Below are 25073 nucleotides of genomic sequence, written 5' to 3'. Positions count from 1 at the left end.
CTAAACTGCCCGCGTAAACCTGAAGGAGCCTCACCCATGCCTAAAAGAACCGACATCCAGTCGATTATGATCATCGGTGCAGGACCCATCATTATCGGCCAGGCCTGCGAGTTTGATTACTCCGGTGCCCAGGCCTGTAAGGCACTCAAGGAAGAGGGCTACCGGGTCATTCTGGTAAACTCCAACCCGGCGACGATCATGACCGATCCGGGCCTAGCCGATGCCACCTATATCGAGCCGATCACCCCGGAAGTGGTCGCCAAGATCATCGAAAAGGAACGCCCCGATGCGCTGCTGCCAACCATGGGCGGGCAAACGGGATTGAACACCTCTCTGGCGCTAGAAGAGATGGGCGTGCTGGAGAAATTCGACGTCGAAATGATCGGCGCCACCCGCGATGCCATTGAAATGGCTGAAGATCGCAAGCTGTTCCGCGACGCGATGGACCGTCTGGGTATCGAAAACCCACGCGCCACCATTGTTACCGCCCCCAAGAATGAGGATGGCTCTGCCGACCTGACCGAAGGCGTGCGCATCGCGCTGGAAGCCCTTGAGGACATCGGCCTTCCTGCAATCATCCGCCCCGCCTTCACCATGGGCGGCACCGGCGGTGGTGTGGCCTATAACCGGGAAGACTATGAGCACTTCTGCCGCACCGGCATGGATGCCTCTCCGGTGAACCAGATCCTGGTGGATGAGAGCCTTCTGGGCTGGAAAGAATATGAGATGGAGGTTGTGCGCGACAAAGCCGACAACGCCATCATCGTCTGCTCGATCGAGAACATCGATCCGATGGGCGTGCACACAGGTGATTCGATCACCGTGGCCCCTGCCCTGACGCTGACCGACAAAGAATACCAGATCATGCGGACCCATTCGATCAACGTGTTGCGTGAGATCGGCGTGGAAACCGGCGGCTCCAACGTGCAATGGGCCGTGAATCCGGATGACGGCCGCATGGTGGTCATTGAAATGAACCCCCGCGTCAGCCGCTCTTCGGCGCTGGCTTCCAAGGCAACCGGCTTCCCGATTGCCAAGATCGCCGCCAAACTGGCGGTCGGATACACCCTGGATGAGCTGGATAATGACATCACCAAGGTGACGCCCGCGTCCTTTGAGCCCAGCATCGACTATGTTGTCACCAAAATCCCAAAATTCGCCTTTGAGAAATTCCCCGGCTCCGAGCCCTATCTCACTACCGCGATGAAATCCGTGGGCGAGGCCATGTCGATTGGCCGCACCATCCACGAGTCGATGCAAAAAGCACTGGCATCAATGGAATCGGGCCTTACCGGCTTTGACGAAATTGAAATTCCCGGCCTCGCGGTCGGCACTTGGGACATCGCAGACGACAAGGCTGCAGTGATCAAAGCGATCAGCCAACAGACGCCGGACCGGCTGCGCACTATCGCCCAGGCCATGCGCCACGGCCTCAGCAATGATGAAATCTTTACGGTCACCAAATTCGACCCCTGGTTCCTGGACCGGATCCGCGAAATCATCGAAGCCGAGCAGGATGTCCGTGCAAACGGCCTGCCACAGGGCGAAAAAGAGCTGCGCGCGCTTAAGATGCTTGGCTTCACCGATGCCCGCCTGGCGAACCTTGCGAGCAGAAGCGAAGCGCAGGTGCGCGAGGCGCGTATCGCCAAGGGTGTGACCGCGGTTTTCAAGCGGATCGACACCTGTGCGGCCGAATTCGAAGCGCAGACCCCCTATATGTACTCCACCTATGAGGCCCCGATGATGGGTGAGGCGGAATGCGAAGCGCGCCCATCGGATCGCAAGAAGGTGGTAATCCTTGGCGGTGGTCCAAACCGCATTGGCCAGGGTATCGAGTTTGATTACTGCTGCTGCCACGCCTGCTACGCGCTGACCGATGCGGGCTATGAGACCATCATGATCAACTGCAACCCCGAGACCGTGTCGACCGACTATGACACTTCGGATCGTTTGTATTTTGAACCGCTCACCTTTGAGCATGTGATGGAGATCCTGCGCACCGAGCAGGAGAACGGCACCTTGCACGGCGTCATCGTCCAGTTCGGCGGACAGACCCCGCTGAAACTGGCCAATTCGCTGGAAGAGCACGGCATCCCGATCCTCGGCACCTCGCCCGACGCCATCGACCTGGCCGAAGACCGCGAACGTTTCCAGGAGTTGGTGAACAATCTGGGCCTGAAGCAGCCCCATAACGGCATCGCCTCCACCGATGAGGAAGCCCTTGCGATTGCAGAGGAAATCGGCTTCCCACTGGTCATTCGCCCCTCCTACGTTCTGGGTGGTCGGGCGATGGAAATCGTGCGCGACATGGACCAGCTGAAACGCTATATCGCCGAGGCTGTCGTTGTCTCAGGCGATAGCCCGGTTCTCCTCGATAGCTACCTGTCGGGTGCTGTCGAACTGGACGTTGATGCGATCTGCGATGGCGACCAGGTGCATGTGGCAGGCATCATGCAGCACATCGAAGAGGCTGGCGTGCACTCCGGTGACAGCGCCTGTTCGCTTCCACCCTACTCTCTTTCTGATGAGGTTCTCGAAGAGGTGAAGGCGCAGACCCATGCGCTGGCCAAAGCGCTGAACGTTGTGGGTCTGATGAACATCCAGTTCGCCATCAAAGACGGGGTGATCTTCCTCATTGAGGTGAACCCGCGCGCCAGCCGTACGGTTCCTTTTGTGGCCAAGGCCACCGACAGCGCCATCGCCTCCATCGCCGCCCGCGTCATGGCCGGTGAGAAACTCTCTGCCTTCCCTGAGCGCCCGCCTTACGAGCCCGATGCGGGCTATGACGTGGATACCCCGATGGCAGATCCGATGACCCTGGCGGATCCCAATATGCCTTGGTTCTCGGTGAAAGAAGCGGTGATGCCCTTCGCCCGCTTCCCCGGCGTCGATACCATCCTGGGGCCCGAGATGCGCTCCACCGGTGAGGTCATGGGCTGGGACCGCAGCTTTGCCGGTGCCTTCCTCAAGGCGCAAATGGGTGCGGGCATGGTGCTGCCCCGCGAAGGCCGTGCCTTTATCTCGATCAAGGATGCGGACAAGAACGCACTCATGCTGGAAGCGGCACAGGTTCTGGTGGAGCAGGGCTTTACCCTGGTGGCCACCCGCGGCACCCAGAGCTGGCTGGATGGCCACGGTGTGCCCTGTGAGCAGGTCAACAAGGTCTATGAGGGTCGCCCCCATGTGATCGACCTGTTGAAGGACGGCCATGTGCAGCTCTTGATGAACACCACTGAGGGTGCTCAGGCGGTTGAGGATAGCAAAGACATGCGCTCGGTCGCCCTTTACGGCAAGATCCCTTATTTCACCACCGCCGCAGCCTCTAACGCTGCTGCCCGCGCCATCAAGGCCCAGGCCGAGGGTGAAGTCGAGGTAAAGAGCTTGCAGGGGTGATACCCAGCCCCATGAAATGAAACCGAAAGACCGGCCATTGGCCGGTCTTTTTCGTAGGGGCTCCAGGTTTCCGGTCGAATTTACACACGACCCATTGGTTTTTGAGAACAAATTGAACAGCCCCATCGAAGTGGTCCAGTGTGAGTGTTAGTGCATGATCGGCCTGGTTTCCACCGGAACGATGGCTTCCGGAGCCGGTGGGCGATAGCCCAGAGCACTATGCGGCCGTTTTGTGTTGTAGTGATTTCTCCATTGTTCAATCAGGATCTGGGCTTCACGCAGGCTGTAAAATACCTCTCCATTCAGCAGCTCGTCTCTGAAGCGCGCGTTGAAGCTTTCACAGTATCCGTTCTCCCAAGGTGATCCTGGTTCAATGTAGGCCGTTTGGGCACCGACCGCTGCGATCCAATCTCGAACGGCCTGAGCAATGAACTCTGGGCCATTATCTGATCTGATGAAAGCAGGAACGCCACGCAGGATGAAAAGATCTGTCAGCGCGTCAATAACTTCTGCCGAGTTCAAGCGCCTCTTCACCCGGATCGCCAGGCATTCCCGGCTGTGTTCATCCAGAATGTTCAGTGTCCGGAACGCTTTCCCGTCATCCGTTCGATGGTGCACGAAGTCATAGGACCAGACATGGTCACGATATTCGGGCCGGAGTCGAACACACGACCCGTCGTTCAGCCAGAGCCGTCCTTTCTTCGGTTGTTTCATTGGAACTTTCAGCCCCTCACGCCGCCATAGGCGCTCAACACGTTTGTCGTTGATTTGCCAGCCGGCGTCTCTCAGAAGAGCCGCTATCCGACGGTAACCGTATCGACCATATTGGCGTGTCAGTTCGATCATGTCAGACACCAACCGGTCTTCGTCAGCACGTCCAACAGGCACCCGCCTCTGTGTGGAACGGTGCTGTCCCAGAACACGGCAGGCGCGACGCTCTGAGACGTGGAACTGGCGTCGCACATGATCAATGCAGTTACGGCGGCGCGAGGGGCTCAGAAGTTTCCCCGTGCAGCTTCCGACAGAATGAGCTTGTCCAATGTCAGATCAGAAACTGCCCAACGCAGCCGGTCATTCTCCTTCTGAAGTCGCTTTAGTTCCTTCAGTTGGTCGGTTCCCATACCGCCATATTGCTTGCGCCAGCGATAGAAGGTTTGTTCTGTAATCTGCACCTGTCGAATGGCGTCTACGCGCGGCATCCCTTGGCCGCAAAGCACCTCAACCTGCCGTAACTTCGTGACAATCTCTTCGGGCTTGTGTCGCTTGATTCCCATATCTGATCCTCCGTTTCCTAACTATACGGGCGGATCACTTCAGTGGGGGAGGATCAACTTCAGTGATCCGGTACGACCCCGAATTGCTAAAGAGCCCGCTCCAATTCATCAATGTTCTTGCCCATGAAGTGATGCATGCTCGATTGTCTGGTATGGAAGACGAAGTGCCTGGCGGCGCGGGGGCTCATGAATTGGCAACGGATCTGGGCTGTATAATTGCTGGGTTCGGGATATTTCAGCTCCAAGGGGCAGACGATGCTGGCTGGACAGGTTACATGAGTCAACAATCGCGTGCTCATGCTTTTGCCCTGTTCCTTCGTCGTCGCGCACTGGATCAAGACTGCGTAGCCAAGCATTTATCCCAAAGATGTCAAAAGCTGGTCAAACGAGCTTTGGCGCAACTTGGTTGAATCACGCGCGATCGGCTTTGCGAAACGGAGATTCTTCCATCCATCGAAGCCGGAACCGGTTCTGATCGGTTCCAGCACTCTGCTTGCAAACGCCTAGTTGGGATGTGAAATTCACCTGCCCTTTGCCGTAGGCAAGCCTTCGGTTTGACCTGTGGGCGGACAGGCGCCCGCCGCTAACGCGGCGGGTTTTCTTAGGCTTTTCAGGCCGCGGCTAGGACCGCCTTCAGCTCCTGCTTCTCGTCGCGACTAAAGAAGATCAGATAGAAGACCGGCGCGGCCACCAGGGTCAGCACGGTGGCAAAGGCCAACCCGCCCATGATGGTCACCGCCATGGAGACAAAGAAGGCATCCCACAAGAGCGGGATCATACCCAGAATGGTGGTTATCGCCGCCAGCATAACCGGGCGCAGCCGCGAGACCGAGGCCTCCACGATGGCTTCGCGCAGCGGTTTGCCGCTTTCGCGGACCAGATCGATCTCTTCCACCAGGACGATGCCATTCTTGGTCAGCATCCCCGAAAGGCTGAGCAGACCCAGAAGAGCGGTGAAGGTGAAAGGCAGTCCGGTTCCCAAGAGGCCCATTGCAACGCCGTTCACCGACATCGGCACCAAAAGCCAGATGATCACCGGCTGGCGGATGGCATTGAACAGGAAGACCGAGATCAGCACCATGATCAGGATGGTCACCGGCAGCTGTTTGCCAAGGCTGGCATTGGCATCGCCAGAGCTTTCGTGATCACCGCCCCATTCCATGGTGTAACCGGCTGGCAATTCCATCGCTTCCAGCGTCTCCTGAACCTCTGAGAAGACAGAGGCGGCAGTCATACTAGTTGGGATATCTGCACCAACGGTCAGCGTCGGTACCCGGTCACGGCGATGCACCAGAGTATCTTCGAGACGCACATCAATGCCATCGATCATCTGCTCAAGGGGCAGAAAGCCTTCGGCAGCTGCCGAATAAACCACCTGATCCATGATATTGTACTCTTCCTCAGGAGCGCGACGCAGGATAATCGGGATCAACCTCTCACGCTCGCGGAAGACGCCTGCCTGCAACCCATCAGTTGAGAATTGCAAGGTATCGGCGATGTCCTCGCGGGCGATCCCCGCCGTCTGCGCGCGGTCCGTTGCATAGATCGGTGTCAGGGTCACTTCCTGTTCACGCCAGTCATGGCGCGGGCTCAGGATATTGGGGGAGGCTGCAACCAGAAGACGCTGGGCCTCCTCTCCCAATTGACGCAGCACCTGTGGATCCGGACCAGAGAAACGCGCCTGGATCGGGTCGCCACCACCGGGACCAAAGACCAATCGCTTGCTCCGGAACTCACCTTCGGGGAGGTTTTCATAGGCAAAGGCCTCCAGCCCTTCCTGCAGTGCAGGGATAGCATACAGGTCCTTGGCGCGAACAATCAGATGACCATAGCTCGGGTTTGCTTTTTCCGACTCATAGGTCAGCATAAAGCGGGTAGCTCCCTGACCGACAAAACTCGCGACCGAGATGACATCTTCTTGTTCGGCCAGCCATCCTTCAATCAGCTCCATCTGCGCAGAGGTGTTTTCGATGGTTGTCCCCTGCGGCAGCTTGTAGTGCACAAAGAAAAGCGGCGTGTTGCTGTCCGGGAAGAACTGCTGCTTTACCGTGCCAAAGGCAACCAAACAGACTGCTGTCAGGCCAATTAGCCCAGCGACAACCAACCAGCGCAGTTTCAGCGAGAGACGCAGGACAGAACCATAGGCACGGAACAGAAAACCGCTGTAGCTTTCCGAAGCGCCTGCCTCTCCTTGCTTAAAGAAGTAGTGCCCCAGCAAAGGCGTTGCCGTCAGCGCCAGCAGCCAGCTCAGCAGCAGGGAAATGGCTATGACCGCAAATAGGGAGAACATGAACTCACCAGCCGAGTCGGGACTGAGACCAATACCCGCAAAGGCCATGATACCAATCAAGGTCGCCCCCAAAAGCGGGATCTGTGTCTTGGCGGCAGCCTCATGCGCGGCCTCACGAGATGTCTTGCCACGTTGCATCGCGATCTGCATGCCTTCGGCAACCACAATGGCATTGTCCACCAGCATCCCCATCGCAATGATAAGAGCGCCGAGAGAGATCCGCTCCATCTCGATTGAGAAGAGGTTCATGAACAAAAGCGTGCCAACCACGGTGAGCAAAAGCGTGGTTCCGACAACAATTGCCGCTCGCCAGCCCATGAACAGGGCCAGCACTGTGACCACGATGGCGACGGAGGTAGCAAGGTTCAGAAGAAAATCGTTTGACGCCTGCTCAACAACAACATGCTGTTGGTAAATCGGCTTCAGCTCGACACCATAGGGAATTTGCTGATCCAGCTCGTTCAGCCGTTGATCAACGCGCTTGCCCACGTCAACGATGTTTTCTGTCGCGAGGCCCGCAACCCCCAAGGTAAAGGCCTCCACCCCATCGTAGCGCACGATAAGGCTGGGGTTGGCCTGCCGTCCCCGATAGACCTTGGCCATATCGATCACATTGATCACTTCGCCCTGGGTGCCAATCGAAAGGCCTGCGATTTCCGAAACCGTATCAGATCCCTCTGGCACATTCATCCGCGTCTCAGCCTTGCCACTGTCCAGCAGACCAGCGGAGCGCACAGAGTTCGATGTTGCAATGGAGTTCGAAATCGCGGCGATCGAAATGCCCTGGTTTACCGAAATCGCCATATCGGGTTCAACAAAGACCGCCTCATTCGGCAGGCCGGCGATTGAGACATCGGCAACGCCATCAACTGCCAGAAGCTCACGGCGCAGGAAGGTCGCCAGCTCGTGCTTTTCTGCGTCCGAGTAGCCTTCGGCCGTCACCGCGTAAAACAGGCCAAACACATCGCCAAAACTGTCGTTCACAAAGGGCTGAGCAACCCCATCAGGCAGGCTGCGAGCGGCATCACTGACCTTTGCGCGCAGATCCGTCCAGATGGCGGGCAGTTCTGTCCCGTCATAGATATCGTGCATCTCGACATCGATCTGTGACTGCCCTGGACGGTTGATAGAGGTGATCTTCTTCACCTCACCCATTTTTTGGATCGCAGATTCCAGCGGCTCCGAGACCTCGCGCGCCACCTGTTCTGCGCTGGCGCCGGGGTAATGGGTAACAACCACCGCCTGTTTAATGGTAAAGGCCGGATCTTCGAGGCGTCCAAGATTGAAGAACCCCCAGATACCACCCAGAAGGGCCGCCAGCATGATGATCCATGTATAAAGCGGCCGATTAATAGAAGCGCGTGCAATATCCATGCTCGCCTCCCTTAATTCGCAAAGCCAGAGAAGCGGCGAACTTTCTGACCATCTTGCAAGGCATTGCCACCGGTCAGAACCACTTCCTCACCGCCCTTCAGGCCGGAGGTGATCGAGAAATCTCCATTCTGAGTGGCCTGTAGTTCAACCGCAGTCCAGGTCACCTCACCTTCCTCTGCACCAGCTGGGGAAAAGACCATGACACCGGTTTCACCCGTCGCAGATGCAACGATCGCAGTGGAAGGGACCCGAATGATCGCCTCACCGGTATCGACCTTGACCCGCACCGTCGCCGAGGCGCCCGGCAGAACCTCCCGATCCTCAGGGGGGTCAAGTTTGAATGTCACGCGAAAAGTCTGACCAACAGTGCTTGCCTCGGCATCGAATTCCAGGATTTGCAAAGGGTAGGCCTCGGCGCTGCCAGGAAAATGCGCTGTCAACGAGGCTTCTGCACCGCGACTGGCGCGTTGAAACAGAACCTCTGGCACGTCTACTTCGATATGAAGCTCTGACATGTCGTGAAGCCGCACAATCGGGGATCCGGCAGAAACGGTGGTGAAATTCTCCACCTTGCGGGCGGAGACCAGGGCGTCGAACGGCGCATAGAGACTGGCATGTTTGAGCTCATATTCTGCATTGCGCAGGGCCACACCGGTAAGGCCTGATTGGGTCTCTGCATCTTCGATGGAGACTTGACTGACCGTGCCTTCCAGTTTTTCGAGACGGGCAACCGTGCGATCTGCCTGTTCTTTTTGCAAGCGTGCCTGCTCCAGGTTCAGCTCGAAGGGTTCCAGATCCAGCTCTGCGATCAGCTGCCCTTCAGGAACGATGAAGCCTTCAGTCACAGGGAACTTTAGAATTTGCCCATTTACCTGAAAGGCCAAATCCACCGTTTGTTTTGCCGCAACCTGCCCAAAGAACTGGCGCTCTAGCATGATGGAACCAGAAGAGGTGCTGAGCAGCTTCACTGGTTTCAATGGCTCTTCGGCATTGCCCGGAAGGGCCAAAAGCGGGAGCATCGCCAGTGCAAAAGCAAGGGCGGGGAGCGGAGCTAGCTGCCTGTTCTGCTTAAATTCCATTTTTAGTTCTCCTTACCGGGTCGGTCGGCCGTGCATACCGCCTGTTCTGTTCCATCAATTTTCGCAGAAAGCTCTAGCAGCCTCTGTCTTTCCTTTTGCGTCAAGCCTGGGACCCTTTGCAGAATTCCGCAACAGTTGTTCAGGATTTTCGCTCTGTATTGTTCTCCCTGTGACGTTAAACACAGAAGGAAAGCGCGCCGGTCTTTCGGATCTTGCAGGCGTTTCAACAAGATCCGCTTCTCTAGCCTGTCTGCCGCTGCAGTGACCGCTGAGGGTACTAAACGTAGGACCTGTGCCAGCTCTCCCATCCTGCGCGGGCTGTTCAGCCGCAAAAGCAGCAGGCATTCTACCCGCCCAACTCCCTCGCTGTTTCCCAGCTCGGCAATGGCCTCTTCGAGATAGCTGGAAAGCGCCAAAACACCGTGGATCGCTGAGGCATCTTGAGGAGGAGATTTTGAACTGGGTGACGACATAGGTTCGGAATCGCTTTGTTGATTCTCTTTGCTATACTTCACGCAAAGAAACTTTCCTGTGATGAAGTTCACAGTTGGCTTCCCGCTACGGAAACCTCCTGGAAATCTTGACCTTCAGGCAGCAAAGGCTTCACATTACTGCGCTCGCAAACCGCCAGGATCCAGATCATGTTTACAGTAGCCATCACCGGCACCGGTGTTTTTACTCCCTCAGAGGTCATCACCAATGCCGAGCTGGTCAAGGCTTTCAACGCCTATGCCGATAAGATCAATGCTGAACAGGCCGATGCAATCGCCGCTGGTGAGTTCACCCCTCTTGAGCATTCCTCTGAAGAGTTCATCTACAAAGCCTCTGGCATCTTGCAACGCTATGTCATGGACAAACAGGGCGTTCTGGACCCCGAAGTGATGCACCCGCTGTTGCGTCAGCGCTCAGATGATGAGCCTGGCATCATGGCAGAGATGGCACTGGATGCCGCCAAGAAGGCCTTGGAACAGGCTGGGAAGACCGCAGCGGATGTCGATGCCGTGATATGCGCCGCCTCGAATTTGGAACGCGCCTACCCCGCCGTCGCGATCGAGATCCAGAAGCTCTTGGACATAAAGGGTTTTGCCTTTGACATGAATGTGGCCTGCTCCTCCGCCACCTTTGGCATCCAGGCCGCAGCTGATATGATCCGCGCGGGCTCTATCCGGTCTGCTTTGGTGGTAAACCCCGAAATCTGCTCCGGTCATCTGGAGTGGCGCGACCGGGATTGCCATTTCATCTTTGGCGATGTGGCGACGGCCACCCTGCTTGAACGGGCGGAGGATGCAACAGGACCTTGTTTTGAGGTCCTCTCCACCCGCTGCGCGACCGAATTTTCCAACAACATCCGCAACAACAATGGCTATCTCCGCCGTTCCCGACCGGATGGTGTCCAAGATCGGCGCGACATGCAATTCATGCAGAATGGGCGCAAGGTTTTCAAAGAGGTTTTGCCACTAGTGAGCCAGCATATCGCCAACCACATGGCTGACGAGAAGATTGAAAGCGGCGATATGAAGCGCCTATGGCTGCATCAGGCCAATAAGACCATGAACGATTTCATCGGCAAGAAAGTTTTGGGGCGGACACCCGAGCCGCAAGAGCAGCCCAATATCTTGCAGGACTACGCAAATACTTCTTCGGCAGGATCCATCATTGCCTTTTCAAAATACTCAGATGATCTGGCATCCGGAGATCTGGGTTTGATCTGTTCTTTTGGGGCAGGCTATTCCGTTGGTTCGGTCATTCTGCGCAAACGCTAGTACCTAGGGGCGCAATCTGCGCCCCCGGCCTGACCTGCCTGTCGGGATCCAAACACAGGAAAAGTGTAGCTGTTTGCCTGACACAGGCAGACAAAACTACTTCTTTGAAACCCGCGCATGCACAGCTTCGGCGTTTTCGACCCTCTCAGAGTAGCGATCAACCAGGTAGTCTTTGCGACCGCGCACCAGCCAGGTGAATTTCACCAGCTCTTCCATGACATCCACCACGCGGCGGTAGAATGGCCCATCCGGGAGACGCTCCCCCTGTTCAAACTCAAGCCAAGCCTTGGCGATAGAGCTTTGGTTCGGGATGGTTACCATCCGCATCCAACGCCCCAGAATGCGCATCTGGTTCACCGCGTTAAAGCTTTGCGACCCGCCCGAGACCTGCAATACGGCCAGTGTTTTGCCCTGGGTGGTACGAATGCCGCCCTTCAAGGATAGGGGCAGCCAATCAATCTGCAAATTCATGATACCGGTCATCGCCCCATGACGTTCAGGGCTGGACCACACCATGCCTTCCGACCAGACGGCCAAATCGCGCAACTCTTGCACCTTGGGGTGCTTCTCTGCGTCCTTGGCATCTGGCAATGGCAACCCTTCGGGGTCGAAAATGCGGGTCTCACAGCCCAGGACTTCAAGAATGCGGGCAGATTCCTCTGCTACTTTGCGGGAATAGCTAACTTCTCGCAGGCTACCGTACAGAAGGAGGATCCGCGGAGGATGTCTGGGATCCTCCGGGCCGGCCAGCATCTCGATGTCGATAGGAGAGAATTCTTGTGCCTGAATCTGCGGCAGGTCTTCCAGCTTCATTCGCTCAGGCGCTTTCTTCTTCCAGATGAAGCTTCATATCGAGAAGTACCTGTTGCAACAAAACGGTTTCACGCAAAAGACGCTTGGCTTCGTTGACGGTGATGATCCCATCCTCAATGGCGGTCTGATACTCGCTCATTAGCATCGCAAAGCGTTGGCTCAGCGCGATGACATCCGCATTTACACCGCCATTGCGGTCCACCGAACTCTCCGCAGCATCATCCTGCGGCTTCACCCCGTAGGACAGAGTAATATTCTTTAGGTCTGCCAAAGCGGATGTCACATGCGGAAAGGAAGCTGCCTCTTCCAATTTGGCAACCGCATCAACGGGCATGAAGCGATCAGTATGCTCGGCATTGTCCGAATAATACCGCCCCAATGTGGCTTTGGATTTCCCGGTGATCTGGCACGCGGCTTCGATCCCCACATCTTTTACCAAGGCCTCGGTATGCTTCTTCAGATAAGTCCCAATCTCTGCCATTCAAATTCACCCGATCTCAGACGCCAATAAGGGGAAGTCAGCGGTTAATTTCCCATAAGTACGTTGTAAAGCAAATGTTATTATTAAACCATCCCTAAGGGTTTTGGGGACATAGCGAGTATCGGAGGCTGTATTCTATCGCTTTCGGGTGTTCTTCGAAGTGAGCTGGTGAGTGTGCTTTTCTTCGATGCGGGTTGTTTTCCCGTAAAGTTACTAGGTGATTGTTTCCAGCAAAGCCCTTCCCAGCACCCGGGCGCATTACTGGGTTCGCCACTTGGCGAGGGCTGGGAAGGGTGTATTTTATTGACCTTCGACACATAAAACCTTGCCAATTCGAGGGCGGGTGTCTTGCCCTAAACAGCTGCATCCGCGACGGCGACTATCCTGTTTTCACCAACCTCTGTGCGCGTTAAAGGAAGGGCATGGCAAAGCTCTACTTCAACTACTCGACCATGAATGCCGGTAAGTCCGCAGTTCTACTGCAGGCCTCGCATAACTACCGGGAAAACGACATGAATACCTATCTGCTCACGGCGCAGATAGATACCCGCGCCGGAGAGGGTCGAATCGCCTCTCGAATTGGGATCAGCGAAGCTGCTGACACCTTTACTCCCACAGAAGATCTGTCTGCAAAGATCAAACAGCGCCTCGAGTTGGGTGCGGTGGCAGCGATTTTTGTGGATGAGGCGCAGTTTTTGACGCCGGATCAGGTCTGGCAATTGGCCCGAGTGGTCGACGATCTGAAAGTGCCAGTGCTTTGCTATGGTCTGCGGGTGGATTTTCAGGGGAATCTTTTCCCCGGCTCCGCAACACTGCTGGCCCTCGCGGATGAGATGCGTGAAGTGCGCACCATTTGCCACTGTGGAAAGAAGGCCACTATGGTTATCCGTCAGGACGACAGCGGTCGTGCCATCACCAAGGGTGACCAGGTTCAGATCGGCGGCAATGAAAGCTACGTCTCCCTGTGCCGCCGTCATTGGCGAGAAGCTGTGGGAGACCCCTGAGGTCTCCCCTTTGACAGGGCTAGCCTTGCCAAAGCAGGCGCCTATTCAAGCGAGATAGAGTTAAACTCGATTGGGCAATTCCCGCCCGGCCAGGAAGGCTGCAACATTGTCCAGAGCCATATGCCCCATGTCACTGCGCACCTCGTCGGTGGCGGTTCCCAGATGCGGCAGCAGTGTCACATTTTCCAGGTCAATCAGCTCCTGCGGCACATCTGGCTCAAACTCATAGACATCCAAACCGGCGCCAGCCAACGCGCCCGATTGCAGTGCCGAGATCAAAGCCTTCTGCTCAACCACCTCACCACGGGCGATATTGATCAGATGCGCCGTGGGCTTCATCGCCGCCAGGACCTCTGCATTCACCAGATGGCGGGTTTCAGCGCCGCCGGGAACGGCAACCACCAGGAAATCCACCTCCTGCGCCATGGTGTTCAGATCCGGCATACGTTTGGCTGGAAACCCAACCTCTTTGTCACTACGGGCGGTGTAGAACACCTCCATGCCAAAGCCAAAGTGGCAGCGATGGGCGATAGCCTGCCCGATGCGACCAAAGCCCAGTACTCCCAGCTTCTTGCCCGTTGCATGCAGCCCCAGCATCTGAGTTGGGTGCCACCCCTGCCAGGATCCTGAACGAACCAGGCGTTCGCCCTCTCCGGCACGGCGTGCGGACATCAAAATCAGGGTCAGTGCGATGTCAGCGGTCGCATCCGTCACTGCCCCCGGCGTGTTGCTCACCTGAAGTCCTGCGGCTTCAGCTGCCGCAACATCGATGTGATTAAAGCCAACGCCAAAATTCGCCAGCAAGCGGCATCTTATATCGCCCACTTGCGCAAAGATATCTGCGCTGAACATATCCCCCAGAGTTGGGACAACCACGTCATACTGGCGCAGCGCATCGAGTATTTCCTGCTCACTCAGCACGGAAGTCTCACTTCGAATTTCCGCTTGGAGTTCTTTCCGCGCACGCTCTTCCACCGCTGGTGTCATGGGGCGGGTAATCAGGATCTTCATCGTCAATGCATCCTTCCGCCAAGAGGCACGGGACCATCAGGTCCAATCAAGCGAATTTCCCCATCCGCATCGGGCAATCCAAGCACCAGAACTTCGGACATGAATTTACCAATCTGACGGGCTGGGAAATTCACCACCGCCAGGACCTGCTTACCCAGCAAGGATTCCGGGGTGTAATGCGCGGTAACCTGAGCGGAGGTTTTCTTTTCTCCAATCTCTGGCCCAAAATCGATCCACATCTTGATCGCGGGCTTGCGCGCTTCCGGGTAAGGTTCAGCGCGGACGACTTTGCCGACCCGAATGTCGACTTTCATGAAATCGTCGAAGTTAATTTCAACCACGAGCCAGCTCCTTTGAGCGTTCGGTCGCCGCTGCAACGGCCCGGTTGAGCAGATCCGGGAAGCCACCGTTTTGATCCATCAGGACTTCCAGTGCGGCCTGCGTCGTCCCATTGGGGCTTGTCACATTGACACGCAGCTGGCTGGGATCTTCCTCTGCGGCTTCCGCCAGTGCGCCTGCGCCAGCCACCGTTGCCTTGGCCAGTTGCATGGCGAGTGCCGCAGGCAGACCCTGCGCTTCTCCGGCTGCGGCCAGGGTCTCGATCAGGTGGAAGACATAGGCAGGCCCAGAGCCACTCACCCCGGTGACCGCATCCATCTGGCTTTCGCTCTCCAGCCTGACGGTTTGACCCACTGCCGAGAGCAGCGATTGCGCAAGGGAGATGTCTGCTTCGGCCGTCTTATCGTTCCCGATCAGTGCGGTGATTCCCTGACCGATTGCTGCAGGTGTATTCGGCATCGCGCGCACAATCGGCGTCTCACGGCCCAGAATCTCTTCAAAGGTTCCGATCGAGGTCCCGGCAGCAACAGATACAAACAGCGTTCTACCGTTGCCCAAAGCCTGAAGGCTGGGCAGAGCAGCCCCCATCATCTGCGGCTTAACAGCGATCAGAACAATGGCCGGTTCAGCTGGCAGATCCTGATTGATGTTCACACCGGTTGCCTGCAACCAATCCGAAGGATGCGGGTCCAGAACCCAGACGGAAGATGCGGGCAAGCCGCCTTCCAGCCAACCGGCAAGCATCGCCGATCCCATCTTTCCGCAGCCCAACAATACCAAGCCACGCGCTTCTATTGCGCTCAAATCCATCGGGTCAGCCTCCCCTGCAGCCGTTAACTCCGATGCATAGGTTTAGGCGCGGCCATAGGCCTCCGCAATAGCAACCTGCATTGCTTGCTGTGGGGATTGCTTTGCCCAGGTGGTCAACTGGATTGCCGGGTAGTAGCGTTCACAACTGGTGACCGCCGCCTGAATCATCGCATCAATCTGATGCGGGCTGGCAACCTGCCCGCCTGACAGCAGCAAACCATAGCGAAACAGCATCAGGCGATGCTCTTCCCAATAGGTGAAACTGCCACTCCAGCATTGATCATTCATAAGATTGATCAACTCGTAAAGCTGGCCAAGCTGATCCTGCGGCGGTTCCATCTCATAGCTGCAGACCAACCGCAGCGTTTCTTCAAATCCTGACCAGGCCAAGGTCAGGGAATAGGTCCGCCACTGGCCTTCGACGGCCATGGCGATCTGGTCATCCCCAATACGGTCAAAGTCCCAGTCGTGATTGGCGGCCAGCGTTTCGACAATATCTATGGGATGGGATTCTTCGTCCAGAAGGTGCTCGGAAAGGGCCATATCTCACCTCTCTTTTTTATCTAGTGGTCCAGGCCCGTGGGCCGCAACAACTAGTTTTCTGGTCTATGAACCGAGGGTATCACCCAAGTTCATACTAGATATGGTGGGGCGAGAGCGAGGGTCTGGCAACCCTTTATTTGGGGATATCTTCAATAAGTTGTGGATGAAAGGTACATTGCCGCAATATGTCGGCTGCAGAATTTGCACCCTATGTGCCAGCATTCCTGAAGTTTTAACGACCCGATCTGGCGATAACACCGCTAGATGTCATGCTGTTGCGCTAGGGGTTCCCACCAAAGGGCGCGGGCGGAAACCTGTGTTTCCGCCACGGGGAACCTAACGCTAAGAAAGGAGAAAGGTCAGCGCAGTCGCACTCAGCCCTTTGGGGCGTCTTCCAGAGCATCCAAACGCGCTTTTAGCGCTTCGTTTTCTTCCCGTGCTTTTTGCGCCATGGCGCGCACCGCATCAAATTCTTCGCGGGTTACGAAATCACGATCCGCCAACCAACGATCCAAAAGGCTCTTCATGGCGGTCTCAGCTTCGTCCTTTGCGCCCTGGGCCACGCCCATCGCATTGGTCATCAGCTGAGAAATATCATCCATAATCTTGTTGCGGGTCTGCATTGTCTTCTCCGTATCAGGGTTACCCCCTATATGGGGCGCAAAGCGGTCGCGGACAAGCCGTTGACTTCCCATCCTGAGCAGAGGCATTCAGACGCACATGCAGGCAATGATCCCTTTCCCCGAACTTTCACCCGAGATATTCTCGATTTCCCTTTTTGGTATGGAGTTTGCGCTGCGCTGGTATGCCCTGGCCTATATCTTCGGGATTATCCTGGCTTGGCGCCTTGCCGCAACTGCGTTGAAATCCACGCATCTCTGGCCCGGTGGCAAGGCCCCGATGCAAGCGGCACAGTTGGAAGACCTGCTGACATGGATCATTCTGGGCGTCATTCTGGGGGGACGGCTGGGTTTTGTTCTCTTTTATCAACCGGGCTACTACCTTGCGAACCCCAGTGAGATCCTGCGGATCTGGCAGGGGGGCATGGCGTTTCACGGCGGCCTTCTCGGCGTCATTATTGCCTCTTGGCTCTTTGCGCGCCAGCAAAAGATAGACAAGCTGAAGCTGGCGGATCTGATCGCCTATACCGTTCCTGTTGGGTTGCTCCTGGGGCGGCTTGCCAATTTCATCAACGCGGAACTCTGGGGTCGAACGACCGATTTGCCCTGGGGGGTGGCCTTTCCAGGACAAGCGGCACAGGCCTGTGGCCAGGCCCTTGGCGAGATTTGCGCCCGCCATCCTTCGCAGCTCTACGAAGCCCTGATGGAAGGGCTCGTGCTGGGGGTCTTGTTGTTGTGGATTGTCTGGCGGCGACAGAGTTTTCACCGCCCTGGCCTGACGCTTGGCCTTTTCCTGGCCGGCTACGGGTTGGCCCGGTTCCTCGTTGAATTTGTGCGTCAGCCAGACGCGCAGTTTATCGCGCCCGGCAATCCGCTTGGGCTGGCCTGGCAGGTAGGAGACTATGGCCTCACCATGGGGCAAATCCTGTCCTTGCCGATGATTGCGCTTGGGATCTACTTTGCCATGAAGGCAAAACCAACACAGGGCACAGCTGAATGAGCTCTTTGGAACAACAACTTGTCGCGCGCATTCAGGAAAACGGCCCGATCAGTCTGGCCGAGTATATGTCTGAATGCCTGCTCCACCCCGAATTCGGCTACTACAGCACCCGTGATCCCTTTGGCCAAAGCGGGGACTTTGTCACAGCGCCCGAAATCAGCCAGATGTTTGGCGAACTGCTGGGGCTTTGCCTGGCCCAATGCTGGTTGGATCAGGGCGCGCCCTCCCCTTTTGCTCTGGTAGAGTTGGGGCCAGGTCGCGGCACTCTGATGCGGGACCTATTGCGCGCCACCGCTGGGGTCACTGGTTTTCACCAAGCAATGCAGGTGTTTTTGGTTGAGGCCTCTCCAAAGTTGCAACGCGAGCAAGCCAAAGCCCTTGAGGAATACGATGTATCATGGGTGGCTGAGCCGATGGAGCTGCCCAACCTGCCAGTTTTCCTTGTCGCAAATGAGTTTTTTGACGCCCTGCCCGCGCGCCAGTTTGTCCGCGATAGTGATGGCTGGCGCGAAAGACTGATTGGGCTGGAAGAGGGGAAACTGGGTTTTGGCCTTGGAAGCGCGACGGATCAGCCTGCCCTTGCATATCGGCTGGAGGACACGCGGCCGGGAGATCTGGTTGAGCTGTGCAGCCCTGCTGCGACCCTTTTGGAGCCAATCGCAGATCGGATTTCTACATTCGGGGGGGCGGCTCTGATCATCGATTATGGCGATTGGCGTTCGCTTGGGGATACCCTGCAGGCCCTGCGCGCGCATAAATCTACGCCACCACTGGAAAACCCCGGCAAGGCAGATCTGACGCTGCATGTAGATTTTGAATTCCTGGCCCAAAGCACCAAATCCACCGGCTGCGCCCACAGCCGGGTAACACCACAAGGGGTCTTTTTGGAGCGGCTGGGCATCACCGAACGTGCACAGGCACTGTCCCGCGCCTTGCAGGGGGAAGCTCTCGACACTTTGATCGCTGCACATCGGCGCTTGACGCATCCTGAAGAAATGGGAAACTTGTTCAAAGTGCTCGGGCTTTACCCGGCGCAATTTTCCCCACCGCCTGGATTGCTGTCATGACCTTGGAAATTCTGACCTCTGATCTCTTGGGCGCGACGCGTCACGGATTTTTCACCCGACGCGGCGGCGCCTCTTCCGGCATTTTCCATGGCCTGAATTGCGGGATGGGGTCCTCTGATCAAAGCGAAGCGGTCACGGTCAACCGAACCCGTGTGGCAGAGGCTATGGGCGTCACGGCGCAAGACCTCACCGGTGTACATCAGATCCACTCTGCCAAGGTCGAGTTGATCACGGGGCCCAGCAGCGCGCGCCCCAAGGCTGATGCGATGGTGACCCGCACGCCCGGCTTGGCCCTTGCCATTCTGACCGCGGATTGCCAGCCGGTCCTGTTTGCGGACCAGGCGGCAGGCGTTGTTGGCGCGGCCCATGCGGGCTGGCGCGGCACATTGGATGGAGTTCTGGAGGCAACGCTGGAAGCCATGGAAGGTCTCGGTGCGGATCGCTCAAACACGGTGGCGGTGATCGGCCCCTCCATTTCCCAACAGGCGTATGAGGTTGGTCCCGATTTCGCAGAGGACTTTTTGCAGCAGGACCCGGATTTCGCCCGTTTCTTTGCCAATGGCGAAGGTGATAGATATCTCTTTGACTTGCCCGCCCTTGGGCTTCACAAATTACGAGCTGCTGGCGTTGGTCGTGCAGAGTGGATCAAGCATTGCACCTATAGTGATGAGGAGCGATTTTATTCTTACCGGCGGGCGACCCATGCCCGCGAAGCCGATTATGGCCGACTCATTTCCTGCATTCGCCTCTAGCTCACACCGCGACTAGCCGAGAATGGATTGCGGCGGGCTCGCCTGATGGGGTGAAATCGCCGTAAATTCACACCCTTCCTAAAATTGTTGTTACTTTTCAATTCGGTCTGACCCGTCGCGGTTTTGCTGTGTGATTTCTCTTTTGATTTTGGTCCAGCCAATTCCTTTGCTTGGCCATATTCTGGGCGCAAACCTTGCCGATAAAGATGGCAATAACAGTTCGCCAAACTGGCAGGAGAGAGTGATGAAAGCCCGGAACCGTTTCCTGAAGTCGGTGATTTCCGCTGCGAAATCAGAGACAACGACTATGCCTTGGTCACGCGGAACCCCTCGCAGCACAATGCTGAGAAACCGCACCAAAACCAAATTGCTACAGGAAACCGAATTCGCCCTGAAACGCGCCTAGATCTGGGCGCTCGAAAACTGGGGTCTGGTTCAAAGTGCCTGAGCTACGAATTTCACGGGTTCACTGCGTTCCCGCTGCACGTTTCGGTGACCCTTTGTTAGCTTTTGGCCTTCAGCGTTCCATGGAGTGCTTGGGCAATCCGTTTTCACATCGTTTGCTGAAAGGGTGTCTTTGCAAGGTGATCAAGGCCGCCAGAACAGCTAGCCAAAAGAGTTTCGGGCCTGGAGAGAACTCCGCTGCCAGCCCCTATCGCGCCAATGCCAATCCGGTCAGGATCCGGATGAGCTGCGCAGGTTACGAGAAAGGTCTAAGTAGATGACCATCCCCACGTCGCTGCAACAAGCAGCGGTAAACGCCGCCGAAACCCGGGCCCTGCTGCAGGACCCGGCTGCTCTGCGTCATAGCAACAAGCCACAACTGCGCCGCTATGAGGTCAGCAGCCTCTTGCCCAATGGCAATATCGCGGAAACACGCCATATCGCTCCGGCGCTTCCACTCTTTGACGAAGCATTCTGCGCTTTTACCCGTGGCTCATTGGTTGAAACGACAACCGGCCCCATTGCCGTCGAGGATCTTCTGCCCGGAGATCTGCTGATCACAGATATTGGAGAGCCGCAGCCCCTGGTTTGGAAAGGCACCACGAGCCTGATGCCTGCGCGCGTGGATTCCAAAGGTCGTCAGCATCGCCTCACCAGTTTCATGGCGGATAGTCTCGGGTTGCAAAAACCCATGTCCAGCATGGTTGCCGGCCCCTCTGCGCGCCTCTTACGCCTGCCTTCAAATGGGTCCGGTCGTTCAGACGGAAGCCCTTTGCTTATCCCGGCAGCCTCTTTTCAGGACGATATGAGCATTTTTGAAACCACACCGCCTACGGTCGTGGATCTCTACCATATTTGCTTGCCACAGCATGCAATCATCAAGGTCGGTGGATTGGAGTTCGAAACCTATCACCCCGGCCCAGATGCACTGAAACTCGTCAGCTATGCGATTAAGACTTTGTTCTTAAACCTGTTCAGCCATGTAGATAACCTCAGCGGGTTTGGTCCTCTCGCCTATGAACGGTTAGAGTTCTGACATCAAAGGCCGCAAAGCCACACCGCAAAATCACAGTGGGATCTGCGGCAAAGGATCAAATGGTAGAAAGCATGGTGGCTGACCAATCAGGCTTCGCGCTGCAGCCGTTCTTCTAGCACATCAAATGGCACGCCGGGTTCGTCCTTGGCACCCCGGATAACCAGCGAGGTCTTGACGCTTGCCACATTCGGGGTCGTTAGCAGATCGCCGGTCAGGAAGCTCTGGAACGTGCTGAGATCAGGTGACACACATTTCAAAATGAAGTCCACCTCACCGTTCAGCATGTGGCACTCCCGCACCAAAGGCCAGCTGCGGCATTTTTCCTCAAAGGCAGAGAGCTCCGCTTCGGCCTGGCTTTCCAGCCCAACCATGGCAAAGACCTGAACCTCAAAACCTAGCTCGCGGGCGTTGACTTCAGCATGGTAGCCCCCAATCAGCCCCGCCTCTTCCAGCGCGCGAACACGCCGCAGACAGGGTGGAGCAGAGATCCCGACACGCTTTGCCAGTTCAACGTTGGTCATACGCCCATCGGCCTGAAGCTCCGAAAGTATCTTGCGATCAATCGGATCAAGACGGGTAGTGACCATGTGCAAAGCTCCTGTCAGATTGCGTTTCTTATAGCACCCAGGCTCAATCACGCAATAATATTTCACCGCGGCGCAATAATCTTTGCCCCGCTTGGGATCAAGTGGAAAATTCTTGTGACTTCTCGTGGAAATCAGGAACGCAGGAGGGGTTTCAGTACCCACCTCCAATCGCTATATGCAGATTTCAAAGCGGCCCAGCTGCTAGGCTACCGAATTGGGGAAAAGAGATGAGCGACACGCGCCACACCAAAGTTCTGATCATCGGCTCCGGCCCAGCGGGCTATACCGCCGGGGTCTATGCTTCGCGCGCCATGCTGGAACCGATCCTGGTTCAAGGGATTGAGCCCGGCGGCCAGCTGACCACCACGACAGAGGTGGAGAACTACCCCGGTTTCACCGAGGTTCAGGGCCCAGATCTGATGATCAAGATGCAGGAACACGCCCAGGCGATGGGCTGTGAGATCATCGGCGATATCATCACCTCGCTCGACACCTCGGCGCGTCCTTTCACCGCAAAGGGTGATAGTGGCACTACCTACACTGCGGATGCGGTTATTCTGGCAACCGGCGCCCGCGCCAAATGGCTGGGCCTGGAAAGCGAAGAGAAGTTCAAAGGCTTTGGCGTCTCTGCCTGCGCCACCTGCGATGGCTTTTTCTACCGGGGTCAAGAGATCGTTGTGATTGGCGGCGGCAACACTGCGGTTGAGGAAGCCCTGTTCCTGACCAACTTTGCCTCCAAGGTCACTCTGATCCACCGCCGCGATGAGCTGCGCGCGGAAAAGATCCTGATCGACCGCCTGATGAAGAACGACAAGATTGAGCCCCTCTGGTTCCACACGCTGGAGGAAGTTGTCGGCACCGAGAACCCGCTGGGCGTTGAGGGCGTCGTCGTCAAAAACGTGCAGACCGGCGAGACCAAGGAAATCCCCTGCAAGGGCGTTTTTGTTGCTATTGGTCATGCCCCTGCGAATGAGCTGGTTAAAGACGACCTTGAGCTGCACAACGGCGGCTATGTCTCTGTAAAACCCGGTTCTACCGAGACATCGGTTCCCGGCATTTTCGCCGCCGGCGATCTGACCGACCACAAGTATCGCCAGGCGGTCACATCTGCGGGCATGGGCTGTATGGCCGCGCTGGACGCAGAGCGTTTTCTGGCAGAGCAGGAGTAAGATCCATGCCGCATGATTTTGACAGCCAAAGGGCCGAAACACTTGCGGCATATAACGATCTGCAAGGCAAACATGGCCTGCCTGAGGTGGCGGATGTAGATTACTTTTTCATCCCCACCCAAGAAGGTGCCGATTGGCTCCCCTTGGCCGAAGCGCTGCACCAGAATGGTTTTGAATGCGAGTTTTACGAAGCGGAAGGGGATGACCCGTCCTATCTTCGCGCAACTCTGGCAGATCAAACCGTCTCTGCTACGGGCATCTGGATCGGCGAAGAAATAGCGACCAAGCTCGCTCTTGAACACGGGTTTGCACCTGATGGCTGGGGCATGGAGAGCTAAACCTCCCGCCTAGCCTAGCCTCTCCTCCCCTAACCTCTCTTGCCCCAGTCCTCTGGCCTCTCTTGACCCAGTTCGCAGCACCCCTCAGACTGAAAGAGAAAACCGCAACACAGGAGACCCTGAGTGGCAAGCACGCTCTGGCTTGGGGATTGGATTACCCGCTGTCGAATTGTCAGTGGCTTGATTTTACTGACCTATGCCTTCTTTCACTTTGTCAACCTAGGCCTTGGCCTGATCTCTCCAGAAGCCATGGAGGCAATGCAGGACGTTCGCCACCTCATTACGCGCACCCCCCTGGGCGCCCTGGTGATGATCAGCGCTTTGTTGCTGCACCCCGGCCTCGCGCTCTGGCGGCTGGCACGTCGCCGTAGTTTGCGCATGCCGCGTGGTGAGGCCTTTCAAACCGTGCTAGGGCTGCTGATCCCGCTACAGCTCTTGCCGCATATCGCCCATACCTCGGTGGCCCATCAAGTTTTTGAGGTGAATGACGAATACCCATATGTCATCATTCTGATGTGGAACTCCCCTGTCGTCTGGTGGCAATCCGCCCTTTTGCTGGCGGTCTGGATCCATGGATGCATGGGCCTGCACTTCTGGCTCCGCCTCACCGATTGGTGGTCACGTTTTCTTCCTTACATGATCGGGATTGCTGTTTTTGTACCCAGCTTCGCCCTGGCGGGCCTGTTGACCGAAGGGCGCAGGATTTATGAGCTCTTTCAGGACGCAAGCCAAAGAGCCGCACTGATGGCAGATTTCAATTGGCCCGACAGAGAGAACTTTGCGACCCTGATCTTGACCGAAAACCGTTTGGTCCAGATCTTTATGGCTTTGCTTGCACTCACAGCGCTTGCCTATTGCGTCAAAAAGATCCTGCGGCGACGGCGTTCCGTTCGCATCACCTACCGCCACGGCCCCACCATCACCGGTGAAAAAGGTATGACCCTTCTGGAAATTTCCAGAACCCATGACATCCCTCACGCGGCCCTATGTGGCGGCAAGGGGCGTTGCACAACCTGTCGCGTCATCGTGGAAGAAGGTGGGGCAGACCTCCCCCTTCCAGAGGCTGCCGAAGCACGAAGCCTTGCCGCAATAAAGGCGCCAGACAACATGCGGCTCGCCTGCCAGATCCACCCAGGCGCCCCTCTTACGGTCTGCCGCCAGTTTCGACCCGATGGGAACCGGGAACGTGCCCATGCCAGCCAGGGGGAAGAGCGGCAATTGGCCATCCTCTTCCTCGATATTCGCGGCTTTACCGAACGTACCGCCTCCCAACTACCCTATGACGTTGTTTTCCTTCTCAATCGCTTCTTTGACGCCGTCGTGCCCTGCATCGAGGCCGAGGGCGGCAAGGTCGACAAATACCTGGGCGATGGGTTTCTGGCCCTGTTCGAGGCGCAAGACGCCAAAGCCTCAGCGGAATCTGCACTCCGGGCCTGTGCCGCTGCGGGGCAAGCACTGCAAGACTTCAATGCCGCCCTGCACAACGAGGCCGAGACCCCTTTGCGCATCGGAATGGGCGTGCATCTTGGTGGCCTGGTGATCGGTGAGATTGGCTCTTCCGGCAATGCACCTCGGACGATCATCGGCAGCACCGTGAACACCGCGAGCCGGCTGGAAGCCCAGACCAAGGAACTCCAAGCAGAGCTTCTTGTCTCTGCGGATCTTCTGGTGGCTGCAGGTTACGACACCAGTACCCTCGACTTGCTTCGGCTATCGCTCAGGGGGGTTCCTACCCCCATGCAAGCCCTCTCGGTTGCGCAGGCGTCAGAGCTTCCCGAAGTTTTACGCCAAGCTGAATGCCCGTCCCTCTCACCCAGCTAAAGCAGAACCGGGTTTTATCCAGGTAGCCATTTCCGGTCTGAACGGTATTTCCAGCTCTCTTGCCC

General features: G+C 56.8%; 24 protein-coding genes. 12 read left to right on the top strand and 12 right to left on the bottom strand.

What is annotated here, in order from left to right; genetic code table 11:
* The first annotated feature begins 36 nt into the window (after positions 1-36).
* Positions 37-3393 carry a carbamoyl-phosphate synthase large subunit gene (gene carB, locus RSK20926_RS14765; RefSeq protein ID WP_037255260.1) on the top strand — a complete coding sequence of 1119 codons (3357 nt, stop codon included), beginning with the start codon at positions 37-39 and terminating at the stop codon, positions 3391-3393.
* 147 nt (positions 3394-3540) lie between these two features.
* On the opposite strand, the gene RSK20926_RS14760 is transcribed toward carB, so the two are convergent.
* Positions 3541-4667 (bottom strand): IS3-like element ISRosp5 family transposase gene (locus tag RSK20926_RS14760; protein ID WP_085979697.1). Its coding sequence is split into 2 segments (ribosomal slippage): positions 3541-4403 and positions 4403-4667, totalling 1128 coding nucleotides; the frame shifts between segments, so codons are not numbered across the junction.
* A gap of 62 nt (positions 4668-4729) precedes the next feature.
* On the opposite strand from RSK20926_RS14760, the gene RSK20926_RS22540 reads away from it, so the two are divergent.
* The gene (locus RSK20926_RS22540; protein ID WP_198136587.1) at positions 4730-5077 is read left to right on the top strand and encodes a hypothetical protein; all 348 of its coding nucleotides are present in this window, start codon (positions 4730-4732) and stop codon (positions 5075-5077) included.
* A gap of 200 nt (positions 5078-5277) precedes the next feature.
* On the opposite strand, the gene RSK20926_RS14745 is transcribed toward RSK20926_RS22540, so the two are convergent.
* The 3 genes from RSK20926_RS14745 to RSK20926_RS14735 form a co-directional block, all read right to left on the bottom strand.
* On the bottom strand, positions 5278-8331 hold the full coding sequence (locus RSK20926_RS14745) for an efflux RND transporter permease subunit (RefSeq protein ID WP_008207880.1): 3054 nt from the start codon (positions 8329-8331) through the stop codon (positions 5278-5280).
* 11 nt (positions 8332-8342) lie between these two features.
* Positions 8343-9350, bottom strand: coding sequence for an efflux RND transporter periplasmic adaptor subunit (locus tag RSK20926_RS14740; protein WP_008207879.1), 1008 nt, complete (start codon positions 9348-9350; stop codon positions 8343-8345).
* 62 nt (positions 9351-9412) lie between these two features.
* On the bottom strand, positions 9413-9955 hold the full coding sequence (locus RSK20926_RS14735; protein WP_008207877.1) for a MarR family winged helix-turn-helix transcriptional regulator: 543 nt from the start codon (positions 9953-9955) through the stop codon (positions 9413-9415).
* Between the two features lie 96 nt (positions 9956-10051).
* Between RSK20926_RS14735 and RSK20926_RS14730 the strand changes: the two genes are divergently transcribed.
* Positions 10052-11173 carry a beta-ketoacyl-ACP synthase III gene (locus RSK20926_RS14730; RefSeq protein WP_008207873.1) on the top strand — a complete coding sequence of 374 codons (1122 nt, stop codon included), beginning with the start codon at positions 10052-10054 and terminating at the stop codon, positions 11171-11173.
* Between the two features lie 96 nt (positions 11174-11269).
* Here RSK20926_RS14730 and arsH read toward each other — a convergent pair whose 3' ends face one another.
* Together arsH and RSK20926_RS14720 are read right to left on the bottom strand one after the other, a co-directional pair.
* Positions 11270-11986, bottom strand: a complete 717-nt coding sequence (gene arsH / locus RSK20926_RS14725; RefSeq protein ID WP_008207872.1) for an arsenical resistance protein ArsH — start codon at positions 11984-11986, stop codon at positions 11270-11272.
* Positions 11987-11990: 4 nt separating this feature from the next.
* Positions 11991-12467, bottom strand: a complete 477-nt coding sequence (locus tag RSK20926_RS14720) for a hypothetical protein (RefSeq protein ID WP_008207871.1) — start codon at positions 12465-12467, stop codon at positions 11991-11993.
* A 422-nt stretch (positions 12468-12889) separates the two neighbouring features.
* Here RSK20926_RS14720 and RSK20926_RS14715 point away from each other — a divergent pair, with 422 nt between their 5' ends.
* Positions 12890-13471 (top strand): thymidine kinase, encoded by a 582-nt coding sequence (locus RSK20926_RS14715; RefSeq protein ID WP_008207870.1) that lies wholly within the window; start codon positions 12890-12892, stop codon positions 13469-13471.
* Positions 13472-13531: 60 nt separating this feature from the next.
* On the opposite strand, the gene RSK20926_RS14710 is transcribed toward RSK20926_RS14715, so the two are convergent.
* From RSK20926_RS14710 to RSK20926_RS14690, 5 genes are all read right to left on the bottom strand, one after another.
* Positions 13532-14482, bottom strand: a complete 951-nt coding sequence (locus RSK20926_RS14710) for a 2-hydroxyacid dehydrogenase (protein WP_008207869.1) — start codon at positions 14480-14482, stop codon at positions 13532-13534.
* A 2-nt stretch (positions 14483-14484) separates the two neighbouring features.
* Positions 14485-14823 carry a tRNA-binding protein gene (locus tag RSK20926_RS14705; protein WP_008207868.1) on the bottom strand — a complete coding sequence of 113 codons (339 nt, stop codon included), beginning with the start codon at positions 14821-14823 and terminating at the stop codon, positions 14485-14487.
* A complete protein-coding gene (gene proC / locus RSK20926_RS14700; protein ID WP_037255257.1) occupies positions 14816-15631 on the bottom strand; it encodes a pyrroline-5-carboxylate reductase in 816 nt (271 codons plus the stop codon). Before proC ends, RSK20926_RS14705 begins: the two co-directional genes overlap by 8 nt.
* A 42-nt stretch (positions 15632-15673) precedes the next feature.
* Positions 15674-16174 carry a YbjN domain-containing protein gene (locus RSK20926_RS14695; RefSeq protein WP_008207865.1) on the bottom strand — a complete coding sequence of 167 codons (501 nt, stop codon included), beginning with the start codon at positions 16172-16174 and terminating at the stop codon, positions 15674-15676.
* Positions 16175-16548: 374 nt separating this feature from the next.
* On the bottom strand, positions 16549-16797 hold the full coding sequence (locus tag RSK20926_RS14690; RefSeq protein ID WP_008207864.1) for an accessory factor UbiK family protein: 249 nt from the start codon (positions 16795-16797) through the stop codon (positions 16549-16551).
* A gap of 97 nt (positions 16798-16894) precedes the next feature.
* Between RSK20926_RS14690 and lgt the strand changes: the two genes are divergently transcribed.
* The 5 genes from lgt (at position 16895) to RSK20926_RS14665 (ending at position 21093) form a co-directional block, all read left to right on the top strand.
* Complete coding sequence (gene lgt, locus RSK20926_RS14685) at positions 16895-17794, top strand: prolipoprotein diacylglyceryl transferase (RefSeq protein WP_008207863.1); 900 nt, start codon at positions 16895-16897, stop codon at positions 17792-17794.
* Positions 17791-18861, top strand: coding sequence for a class I SAM-dependent methyltransferase (locus RSK20926_RS14680; protein WP_008207862.1), 1071 nt, complete (start codon positions 17791-17793; stop codon positions 18859-18861). Before lgt ends, RSK20926_RS14680 begins: the two co-directional genes overlap by 4 nt.
* A complete protein-coding gene (gene pgeF, locus RSK20926_RS14675) occupies positions 18858-19613 on the top strand; it encodes a peptidoglycan editing factor PgeF (RefSeq protein WP_008207861.1) in 756 nt (251 codons plus the stop codon). The genes RSK20926_RS14680 and pgeF overlap by 4 nt, the downstream gene beginning before the upstream one ends.
* Positions 19614-19857: 244 nt before the next feature.
* Positions 19858-20019, top strand: coding sequence for a hypothetical protein (locus tag RSK20926_RS23040; protein ID WP_198136586.1), 162 nt, complete (start codon positions 19858-19860; stop codon positions 20017-20019).
* A 315-nt stretch (positions 20020-20334) separates the two neighbouring features.
* Complete coding sequence (locus tag RSK20926_RS14665; protein ID WP_008207858.1) at positions 20335-21093, top strand: Hint domain-containing protein; 759 nt, start codon at positions 20335-20337, stop codon at positions 21091-21093.
* Positions 21094-21179: 86 nt separating this feature from the next.
* Here RSK20926_RS14665 and RSK20926_RS14660 read toward each other — a convergent pair whose 3' ends face one another.
* Positions 21180-21680 (bottom strand): Lrp/AsnC family transcriptional regulator, encoded by a 501-nt coding sequence (locus RSK20926_RS14660; RefSeq protein WP_037255293.1) that lies wholly within the window; start codon positions 21678-21680, stop codon positions 21180-21182.
* Between the two features lie 227 nt (positions 21681-21907).
* Between RSK20926_RS14660 and trxB the strand changes: the two genes are divergently transcribed.
* The 3 genes from trxB to RSK20926_RS14645 all read left to right on the top strand — a co-directional run bounded on the left by trxB (position 21908) and on the right by RSK20926_RS14645 (position 25008).
* Entirely contained in the window at positions 21908-22849 is a 942-nt protein-coding gene (gene trxB, locus RSK20926_RS14655) for a thioredoxin-disulfide reductase (protein ID WP_008207856.1), read from the top strand.
* 5 nt (positions 22850-22854) lie between these two features.
* Positions 22855-23187: a ribonuclease E inhibitor RraB gene (locus RSK20926_RS14650; RefSeq protein ID WP_008207855.1), complete on the top strand. Its 333-nt coding sequence runs from the start codon at positions 22855-22857 to the stop codon at positions 23185-23187.
* Positions 23188-23310: 123 nt separating this feature from the next.
* Positions 23311-25008, top strand: coding sequence for an adenylate/guanylate cyclase domain-containing protein (locus RSK20926_RS14645; protein ID WP_037255255.1), 1698 nt, complete (start codon positions 23311-23313; stop codon positions 25006-25008).
* Positions 25009-25073: the final 65 nt, after the last annotated feature.

The sequence above is a fragment of the Roseobacter sp. SK209-2-6 genome (genome assembly GCF_000169455.1).
Lineage (GTDB): Bacteria > Pseudomonadota > Alphaproteobacteria > Rhodobacterales > Rhodobacteraceae > Pseudophaeobacter.
Note: the sequence above shows the minus strand (reverse complement) of the source record. Positions and strands in the feature narration are given on the sequence as shown.